The organism is Alkalitalea saponilacus (genome assembly GCF_900168165.1).
Lineage (GTDB): Bacteria > Bacteroidota > Bacteroidia > Bacteroidales > Marinilabiliaceae > Natronoflexus > Natronoflexus saponilacus.
In genome coordinates this window covers 111,289-121,448 of record NZ_FUYV01000018.1, presented here as the reverse complement: position 1 = coordinate 121,448, position 10,160 = coordinate 111,289, and the positions used below count along the sequence as shown (strand labels likewise).

At 39.6% G+C, this 10,160-nt stretch carries 8 protein-coding genes and 1 rRNA gene; 5 read left to right on the top strand and 4 right to left on the bottom strand.

Annotation, left to right across the window (positions count from 1 at the left end):
• The first annotated feature begins 20 nt into the window (after positions 1-20).
• Positions 21-131: ribosomal RNA gene (rrf, locus tag B5X70_RS14210) — 5S ribosomal RNA — on the top strand.
• Positions 132-329: 198 nt separating this feature from the next.
• Here rrf and B5X70_RS14205 read toward each other — a convergent pair.
• Complete coding sequence (locus B5X70_RS14205) at positions 330-2,090, bottom strand: OmpL47-type beta-barrel domain-containing protein (RefSeq protein ID WP_079558568.1); 1,761 nt, start codon at positions 2,088-2,090, stop codon at positions 330-332.
• Between the two features lie 423 nt (positions 2,091-2,513).
• Between B5X70_RS14205 and B5X70_RS14200 the strand changes: the two genes are divergently transcribed.
• Entirely contained in the window at positions 2,514-4,313 is a 1,800-nt protein-coding gene (locus tag B5X70_RS14200; protein ID WP_079558567.1) for a MutS-related protein, read from the top strand.
• A 117-nt stretch (positions 4,314-4,430) separates the two neighbouring features.
• On the opposite strand, the gene B5X70_RS14195 is transcribed toward B5X70_RS14200, so the two are convergent.
• On the bottom strand, positions 4,431-5,399 hold the full coding sequence (locus B5X70_RS14195; protein ID WP_079558566.1) for a pectinesterase family protein: 969 nt from the start codon (positions 5,397-5,399) through the stop codon (positions 4,431-4,433).
• 174 nt (positions 5,400-5,573) lie between these two features.
• Here B5X70_RS14195 and B5X70_RS14190 point away from each other — a divergent pair, with 174 nt between their 5' ends.
• Complete coding sequence (locus B5X70_RS14190; protein ID WP_079558565.1) at positions 5,574-6,323, top strand: DNA alkylation repair protein; 750 nt, start codon at positions 5,574-5,576, stop codon at positions 6,321-6,323.
• Between the two features lie 5 nt (positions 6,324-6,328).
• Here the strand turns inward: B5X70_RS14190 and B5X70_RS14185 are convergent, their stop codons facing one another.
• Both B5X70_RS14185 and B5X70_RS14180 read right to left on the bottom strand, forming a co-directional pair.
• The gene (locus B5X70_RS14185; RefSeq protein WP_079558564.1) at positions 6,329-7,150 is read right to left on the bottom strand and encodes an ABC transporter permease; all 822 of its coding nucleotides are present in this window, start codon (positions 7,148-7,150) and stop codon (positions 6,329-6,331) included.
• 23 nt (positions 7,151-7,173) lie between these two features.
• Positions 7,174-8,136 (bottom strand): ATP-binding cassette domain-containing protein, encoded by a 963-nt coding sequence (locus B5X70_RS14180; protein ID WP_079558563.1) that lies wholly within the window; start codon positions 8,134-8,136, stop codon positions 7,174-7,176.
• A gap of 427 nt (positions 8,137-8,563) precedes the next feature.
• On the opposite strand from B5X70_RS14180, the gene B5X70_RS14175 reads away from it, so the two are divergent.
• A complete protein-coding gene (locus B5X70_RS14175) occupies positions 8,564-9,034 on the top strand; it encodes a DUF1905 domain-containing protein (RefSeq protein ID WP_159450010.1) in 471 nt (156 codons plus the stop codon).
• Between the two features lie 107 nt (positions 9,035-9,141).
• On the top strand, positions 9,142-10,158 hold the full coding sequence (locus B5X70_RS14170) for a pirin family protein (protein WP_079558561.1): 1,017 nt from the start codon (positions 9,142-9,144) through the stop codon (positions 10,156-10,158).
• Positions 10,159-10,160: the final 2 nt, after the last annotated feature.

The following is a 10,160-nucleotide window of genomic DNA, read 5'->3' as shown; positions in this document are numbered from 1 at the left end:
GGTCAATTTGTCAAAGATATTCAGGTGGTTATAGCGCAGGGGTTCCACCTCTTCCCATTCCGAACAGAGAAGTTAAGCCCTGCAGCGCCGATGGTACTGCGTAAAAGTGGGAGAGTAGGTCGCCGCCGACCTTAGATAAGAAAGCCGATTCAGCAATGAATCGGCTTTTTTGCGTTGATATAGGTTGAGACAGGGCATGCCCTGTCTGTACTATAGATTTAAGCCTAAAATAGTACACGAAGCCCACTATATTCATCGCGTTCATTGTGATAACATTGTGCCCATTGTGGTTAAAATCTTATATGCCTTATGTGGTGAAAGAACTCCCATTAATTGCTGATCTTAAATCGAATCTCTTTTGTGGTTTCATTGCCAAGTTTATCGTTGGCGTATACCAAAACATGATAAATCATCTCTTCAGTAAATAATTCTCTGGCTGCTGGAGAATTTATGCCTTCATATTTTATTCTCTCTCCTCCATTTATAGAGAAATAAATATTCTCTGTTCCACAATGTTTATCTGTTGCCCCAATATACATTCGGACATATGGAGGATAAATTTTTAGCAAATCATTATCTATTAATTCTTCTCCAATAGCCTGAATGCTGAAATTTACATGGATCTCAGGAGGTTCATTATCAACATAAACAAGACTTTTCTTTGTTTGCTCCTGATTATTTACCATATCTGTAGATCTGAATTCAATGGAGTGAATTCCGCTATTTTTAAGCTGAAATTGATTGCCTTTCACAAAATCGGCACCGTTTACTTTATACTCTGTAGACTGAACTCCTGAGGCGTTGTCTTTCGATATTAAATTAATTGAAGTGTTTTTGTTAATAAACAGCGTATCTCTGGTGAAGAACTGAGGCCCGGAGAAATCTATGTAAGTGAGTGGGGGTTCAATATCCAGATAAAATGAAAACTCTTCAACGACAGATCTGTTGGCCACCATATCGAATGCCTGAAAATATATTGTTTGATTTCCATTTGAGCTTAGAGGACTGATTGGATCCAGATATATCTCATTAAGAATTCTACTGTTGTTGAATCCGAAGATAATATTTCGAACCCCTGAAATGGTATCATTTGCATCAAGTTCGATTTTACTTCTATCTGATAAATAGAGGATGTCGCCCTGATGGTGATCGCCAATAATGGAGGCAAAAGTTTTTGGAGGACTGCGATCTACGGTGAATGTTTGAACCACTTCAACATTGCCGTCGGAACCTTCAAAGATGTTACCAACATTGTCTTCAATCCAATAATTTAAAGTATAGTTGTTTGATGGGAGGTCACTCAAACTTATTCCATCACTGTATTTTCTGATGGGATTGTCGTTTATCTGATAACGAATTTCTTTAATTCCTGATAAGTTATCAGTGCCAAGAATAATGATTTTTGAGTTTGCCGATGCCGTGTTTTGATAAACATCACCCTCCAATGTCCAGTTCCCAACTGGAGGAGTTGTGTCCACGAAAAAATGGTGAACTGACACCTCTTCAATATTCCCCACATTATCAACACTGTAAAACCGTAAATAATATTCACCCTCATCATTTATAGATACCGGGCCATTATAAGTTCTGTAGTCTTCACTATTTAAACTAAAAAGAGTTTGATCTACTCCCGATGTTGCATCAGTAGCAGATAAATCAATAGTCAGTCCACTTCCATAATATGTTTTGCCTTCATGCGTAAATTTTCGTGCATTGTTGAATGTAACATTTGTCTTTGGTGGGGTTCCATCTGCATATACTTCAAATATTACATCTTCCAGTGGATAAACTACCTGCTTAGTAATTGTATCAACGCGCCATGGGGTGCGAATGGAATTGTACCCATCCGAATCAAAATAAAATGGGTTCGCATATCTTGCTGAACTTTCACTTTCAAGTCTTTCCATTTCGCCTCCAACCACAGGGGAAGAGCTTAAATATAGATACATTGGCTGATTACGATTTACATACAATTTTCCGTCTTCGGATTTATGAAACCGTGAAGGATGATTTAGTTGTTCTTGGGAATAAACTGGTTCAAAGCCCATGATGGATAAGGCAAGCAAGAATAGTAGTGAGGTTTTTTTCATCGTATTGATTAAAAAAGTAGCTAATTAGATATTCGTGTTTTGTTTGTAAAAATTAATTTGATAAATGAGATACGTTTTAAATAATGTTTGAGTTACACAAAGGATTATGTCTTTTGACGAAAGGCTTCTTTTACCTTATGGTTTGCCGTTTTGGTCTGACTAATTATTCTGGACGGACGATTGTTCAATCTGTTGTATATTCTCTGTTATTTGGGTAACCATGCAGATATCGAATTGTACGTTTTAGCAGTTCTGTTTTTAGCAAGTTTTTTCTTTTAGAAAAAACTTATCATATCAGAAAAAAGTTGTTCTCTGCATTGCAGGGAGCAACTTTTTTTATTTTTGTACAGACATATTTTAAGAGTGTGATTTCAGTAAGCATTCTCTTAAGATTATCACACATCTTTTTAAAAGGAAATACCGATGACGCAATCTTCAATGAGCTATTATAAATCCCGAATAATTCTGTTAGAAAAGGAAACAGAAAAACTCAAACGACGGTTTAAGTTTCTCTTCTTTGCACGCATCGGTTTTTTTCTGATGTTTTTGACTTCTCTTGTATTGTTTACTACTCGTCCTGAGGCCGCTTGGTTAGTCGTATTGTCTATTATTTCTTTGCTGATATTTTTGAGAGCTGTTGTGGTTGATTTGAAGTTGGTTAAGCAACAGAAATTGTTGTCGAACAGGTTGCTCGTAAATCAACGAGAGCTTAGAGTTTTATCATATGATTTTGCCGATATGGATGAGGGAGAGGATTTATCTTCGATAAATCCCCATTTGGCAGGAGATTTTGATTTGTTTGGTTCTCATTCGCTGTTTCAGTACCTCAACCGCACAATTACCAAGGAAGGACGAAGAAAGTTGGGCGAATGGCTTTGTCATTGGTCGAAGAAAGAGGAGGAGATTTTGCAAAGACAACAAGCAGTCAGGGAATTATCAATGAAGAGTGAGTTTCTGGAGAATTTTCAAGCTTTTGGACTGCTTAATAAGGAGGTTGGAGATGAACAACAGAAGTTGATAAAATGGCTTAATGAGCCTGAGTCAGGGGTAAAGAAACTCAGATGGTTATTGGGACTCTATCCTGCTGGTCTGTTGGTGTGGGTGGGTTTAACTATTTTCTCAGTATTACCTGCATCTTCCTTGTGGTTGCTGGTTGGAATTGGATGGTGGTTATCAACCCGGAAATCAAAACAAGTTCAGATTGCACACAATAGTCTTGGTAAAAGTGCTTCCATATTCAGACTGTATGAGCGTTTGCTCATACAGATAGAAAATGAAGATTTTGATGCTTCATTCCTGAAGCATCAAAAAGAAAAGTTGTTATGGAATCCTAAAAAAGGAGCATCATTCTCCTTAAAAATATTTTTCAGACTACTTGAGCGTTTCGATTATAGGCACAATATGATAGCTGCCTCAATATTAAATCTTCTTTCTTTGTTTGATTTGCAAATATTGTATCGTCTTGAAAAATGGAAGGAGAAGCATCGGGAATTGGTTCCCCGATGGTTGGAATCATTGAACACTTTTGATGCCATGATTGGGTTTGCGCGCTTTGACTTCAATAATCAGGAACACGTTGTTTTCCCTGAAATAGCGACTGGCGAATTTAGCATTAATGCTAAAGCACTTGGTCATCCGTTAATTCCTCATGAAGAAAGAGTTTGTAATGATTTGGATATGCAGGGACAGCCTCGCATTCTGGTAGTTACAGGTGCAAACATGGCTGGTAAGAGTACTTTTTTACGTACGCTGGCTGTTAATTTAATTCTTGCCATGAATGGCGCTCCGGCATTGGCTCGTTCAATGCGGTTCACTCCGTGCGATATTTTGTCGAGCATCAATATCCGGGATTCTCTTTCACATAAGGCATCTTACTTTTATGCCGAACTAACCCGCATTAGGGAAATCATTGACCATGTTCAGTCTAATCCGAAAACATTGGTGGTTTTAGATGAAATACTGCGAGGTACCAATACCAAGGACAAACAGGCGGGCTCTATTGGGTTACTCGAAAAAATGATGGGGCTTAACGCAGTGGTGGTCATTGCAACTCACGATTTGATGATTGGAGAGTTAGAACAAAAATATCCTTCGGTTGTAATGAATCATTGCTTTGAAGTTGAATTAAGTGGCGACGAGCTGGTATTTGATTATAAGTTGAAAAATGGAGTGAGTAAAAAGTTGAATGCTTCTTTTTTAATGAAAAAGATGGGGGTGATTTAGACACTTGGTTAACCACAATGTTCACAAAGTATTTCACTAAGTTCACAATGTTATATTTGTAAAGCATAGTGCTCTTTGTGTTCACTTTGGTTAATTCTTCTTTTTTGAATACTTCCATTAATCAAATAACCACTCACCAATTCCAAACCTGAAAATATTTTCGATTGTGTAGTGTTTTGCTTCCTCCTCGGTCAGTTGCATAGCCCAGCTAGCTCTATTGGAGGTGTTTGCTCCTGGTCCGGTATTGCCATATTCTGCATAAAAAGCTGATTCGTCGCGGTTGGTTCCCGACCAGTTTGACCAACCTTCGGGGCGAATATGGCTACCAAGTTCACAATTCATAAATACCGTGCGGGCATAATCTCGCCACGGACGCCCTAGAAATACTTTGTCCACATCCTCTTCGGCAGTGAGATTGCAATCGATGAAAACAAACCCGTAGGGTATGTTTTCAGGGGTGCTGGCCGCAGTGATGTATGAATTACTTTTGCTATGTATCTGGCAATCTTGAAAAACAGCTGTTCCTTCACCAAAAATAAAATCGGTGGTTCCATCAATGTAACATTGATAGAAATAGTGACGCCTCCCTTCTCCGGCCGAATATACAGTGTCCTGATGGCCAAGAAAACGGCAATTGATGAATGAACAACGGTCGCCTTCAACATGCAGGGCAACGGCTTGTCCAACAGGGCCGGCACTGTTTTCAATGGTCAGGTTTTTGGCCGTAAAATCATTGGCTTCTACCTTAAGTGTGTAGGTATGAAACGTGCTGTTGCGTCCTAGGTTTATTTTATCGAAATAATCATCGTAAGTGATGATGGTGTTTTCTGTTGATTCTCCCATTAGGGTGAGCTTCGTATTCCAGGAGTATACTCTTACTTTCTCTTTGTAAACGCCATTTTTTATAAAAATGGTGACGGGTTCATCCGGAAAGGCCTTGGTTACATTTATGGCTTCCTGTATGGATGTGAAATCGCCAGTATTGTCCTGTGCCACAATAAAATCATAATGAGGGGTCGATTGTGCTGCACAGGAAATCGAAAATATAAATATGACTATGATGTTGGCGAAATGTTTTAATGTCATGATGTTTAGATATTAATATTTCACCTATCAAAGATATAAATTATTAAGGTGACCGATTAACGTTAAGGCCGGATTAAAAGTTCCCGTTCCCGGCGTTACAAGAAAGCTTGTGAACAAACCAAAAACTTTAATGTTGAATAAATGATTTTAATACAAATGGTTAAAGACTGAGTTATGCCAACCGATTATAGTATTACCGACAAATTTGGAGGAAATCTTGCCGGGATTTTGTCGGATAAACTTTTGAAAGTTTATCCGGAGTTTAAGAGTGCAGAATTTGTCAAAATCATTGAGCAGAAATGTGTTGACAAAACTTACACACAAAGGGTTGATTTATTAGCCGATGAGTTAAAGAAATCTCTTCCGATGGGATACCCGGAGGCCATTTCTGTTCTGATGCAGATTCTTGAGGAAGAAAATCCTAACGAAACGGGGATGTTCACAAATTTTTACTGGATATTGCCAATCGGAAAATTTGTTGAGAAATATGGACTGAATCATCTGGATTTGTCATTGGATGCCATAGAAGAAATTACAAAGCGCAATACAGGAGAGTACGCCATACGTCCATTTATTAGAAAATATCCTGAGGAGTCTTTGAAAAGAATAAAACAATGGGCACTTTCAGATAACTTTCATTTGCGAAGGTTGGCCTCAGAAGGACTCAGGCCAAAGTTACCCTGGGCACCAAAATTGGACGTATTTATTGAAAAACCGGAACCGGTTTTTCAAATTCTGGAAATGCTGAAAGAAGACCCTGTGAAATTTGTAAAGAAATCGGTAGCCAATCATCTTACTGATTATATTAAAGTGAATCCATCACCAACCAAAAATTTAATAAGACAATGGTCAAAAACAGATAATCCACATACCATGTGGATTATCAAACATGCTACAAGGAAGTTTCCGGAAATATTGGAATAGTCATTCTACTTTTTATTTCTGAATAAGAACATGGTTATAGGGCCAAATATTCCCACTAAAGTGGCCGAAATGATGAGGACGATTCCTATACTTTCAACATCTGGAACGCCATGAATCAATCCGCGCATGGCCGTTACAAGCCAGGTTACAGGGTTTACATTGACAAATGCTTCGAGCCATGAGGGCATGGTTTCGGGGTCGACAAAAATGTTGCTGGCGAATGTCAATGGGAATAGTACAACGAAACTCAGGAAAAACAGTGATTCCTGCGAGCGGGCGATAAAACCGATGGATGTCCATATCCATGAAAGGCTGAATGAAAATACCAGCAATAGCGCAACAGCGAAAAAAACACCAATGAATCCGCCTTCGGGTTTAAACCCAAGTATCATCCCCAAACCAATGACGATGGAAGATGAAATGGTATACCGGGCTGCATCGCCAAGAAGTGCGCCTACCAATACCGATGGTTGCCACACAGGCAGTGAACGGAAGCGGTCAAAAACTCCTTTCCTGATATCATTATTGACTGCCACACCCGTGTACATCGTTATCATCACCACGGTTTGTGCTAAAATGCCGGGTAAAAGATATTGAAGATACTCTTCGGTGGAACCTGCAATGGCGCCTCCAAACATGTATGTAAACAACAAAGTAAACATGATGGGGAATGCAGTAACATCGAACAGTTGTTCTGGTACATGTTTGATTTTAAGCAGTGCACGCCAGCCAAAAATGAGTGATGCCGTTATCGCATTTATGGGTTTGGGACGTGCTCCATGAGCAAGAAGCATCTGTATGTTTTCTGTTTGATGATTGTTGGTCATTTTGTGTCATTGTTGATGATGGACTAATCTACATTTTCCTCCTCAACCGATTTACCGGTTAAGGCAAGAAATACTTCATCGAGACTTGGTTGTCCGAGCGAGAATCTGGATATCTCAATGCCTGCAGACGTAATTTCAGTTATCAGACTGGTCGCAGCCGATACGTTTTCTGTTTGTATTGTTAGTAAATAAGGGTCTGAATTGGTTTGTACATCGAGGTTCATGTTATGAGCGATGATGTGGTGTGCTTTTTCAACCTCAGAGGCATCATTAATGTGCAATCTCAATACATTTGAGCCAACTGACGCTTTTAGCTGAGATGGCGTGCCTTCAGCGATGACTTTGCCATGGTCTATTACGGCAATTTTTCCCGCCAGCTGGTCGGCTTCATCAAGATACTGAGTGGTCAGCAGCACGGTGGTTCCATCTGCAACCAGCGAACGAATAATGTCCCAAACCTGATTGCGGCTTCGGGGGTCAAGTCCGGTGGTTGGCTCGTCCAGGAATATCAATGCCGGACGAACCACAATACTTGCTGCAATATCCAGGCGTCTGCGCATTCCGCCAGAGTATGTTTTGACCTGCCGTTTGGCCGCATCCGTAAGTCCGAAGCCGCTCAACAACTCCAATGCTCTTTTTTTAGCGTTTTTCCCGCTGTATCCTAGGAGTTTTGCCAGAAGCAAAAGATTCTCAAGTCCGGTCAGGTCTTCATCAACCGAGGCAAACTGGCCTGTAAGACTTACCAAACGACGTATGGTTTCTTTCTCCGTAACAATGTCGTACCCCATCACTTTTCCACTTCCGGAGGTAGGATTTAGCAATGTAGCCAACATTCTGATAAGTGTAGTTTTACCAGCTCCGTTGGGTCCAAGGATACCGTAAACTCCCCCTGTTTCTATTTTTAAGGAGATGCCGTTTACCGCTTTAACATCTTTAAAATAGCGTGTGATATTTTCGGTTTCTATGGCCAGAGGTATTTTATTCATTTATTTAACATTTACATTGGGGTATATGATGCAGGATTTTGAGAATGGTTGCTCTGCTGATTCCTTCTTTTTTATCTTATTTATTTATAACTTTCGTTTCGTCCTCTGTCAGTACAAATGGAACGTTTCAAATTTCGAGAATCGACTCCATTTTTATACGGAATATACTGAAATGGGAAAACAGACAAATTTAAGAAGCCTATTTTTATAGTTCAAGTGTCGAATGATGGTATTTAGTGTCACTAAGAAAACAACAAGTTTTTCAGTCTTTTTTAAGAATTGAAAATCAGCGTAGCTAAAGCGTCAAAGACAAGGCTTTCGAAGGTTTTAAAACCAAGGAGTTTACTTTTTGTAAATGACTGTTTCAAAACCGAGAATAACGCAGTATTTGGCGTTTTCTGATAAAGACTATTTAATTGTGAGTTTAATGTCAAGTATACGTAAGGTAAGCGGAACCTACTTGTTACAAAAGTTTTCCGGAAAGGGAGGGTGGACTTATTTGGAGGTTCCTGAAGTAGAGCCAGATAAACACGCCTGGTTTGGCGAAGTAGAGATTTCGGGACGGATAGATGATTTCCGGTTTGAAAACCGGAAATTATTACCCATGGGGAATGGCCGTCTTTTTTTACCTGTGAATGCAAAAATCAGAAAAGAAATACAAAAGGAAGCAGGGGAAACGGTTTCTCTGGAATTGGAAATTCATTCCAATGATGTGGTTACCCCCGATGAAATTCTTAATTGTTTCCAATACGAACCCGCGAGTACTTATGAAAACTATTTACGTCTTTCTAAAAATGAGAAACAATCATATTTAGACCATATTCTGGAAGCCAAAAGCGATGACGTAAAAGTTCATCGCATCATAAAAATGATGAATGATTTGGCTGAAAAGGGATAGTCTTATAACATGGAATTTCCTTTGATAAGAATTACCTTTATAATTATGAAGCTCAGTATTGAGCCCCGATAGATAGTTTTATAATCTAACGAAAAAATGAAATCACTATGTACAACAAACTAATCACCGACATCAAACCATTAGGTTTTAAATGGGAAACTCAGGACCCATTTCTTTTTTGTGTTCATCATGATGATGATTATCCCAAAGGAAATGAGGAATTTGGACCGGATGCTTCATTGGAGGGCCGAAACCTGGGGCAGGATTTTACGTCAAAGGATGGTTGGCGAATGTATCATGGTGAGAGGGTTCCCGGTTTCCCGGCACATCCACACAGAGGGTTCGAAACAGTCACCATCGTTCTTACCGGGTATGTTGACCATTCCGACTCTCACGGTGCTTCGGGGCGCTATGGTGAGGGAGATGTGCAGTGGATGACAGCCGGTGCAGGATTACAACATTCTGAAATGTTTCCATTAATCCATAAAGATAAACCAAACCCCCTGGAGCTTTTTCAGGTTTGGCTCAATTTACCACAAAAGAGTAAATTTGCCGAGCCACACTATAAAATGATTTGGGCTGAGGATATTCCGCTGCATATAGAAAAGGATGAAAATGGGAAAGCCATTGAAGTGACTTTAATTTCCGGTAAAATAGGGAAAGTGGAAGCACCTTCACCTGCACCTGATTCATGGGCTGCCGACCCCGGTAATGAAGTTGGTATTTGGCTGATTAAAATGGAAGCCGGAAGCCAATGGACTTTGCCAACAGCTTCGTTGGAAGTAAACAGGTCGCTATATTTTTACAAGGGGTCAGAAATAAATATTGCCGGCATTGATGTAAAGGTTTATAATTCAATAGACTTACTGGCAGACCAGCCGGTGGTAATTAAAAATGGAAATGCTGATGCATATTTATTATTGCTGCAAGGAATGCCAATTAATGAACCGGTGGTTCAGCACGGACCTTTTGTTATGAATACGGCACCTGAAATACAAAAGGCTTTTTCCGACTATAGAAAAACACAGTTTGGCGGTTGGCCATGGAATAGATACGATAATGTTCATGCCAGAGATGCAGGTCGATTTGCCAAATATGCAGATGGACAGGAGGAATCCAGGTAAGG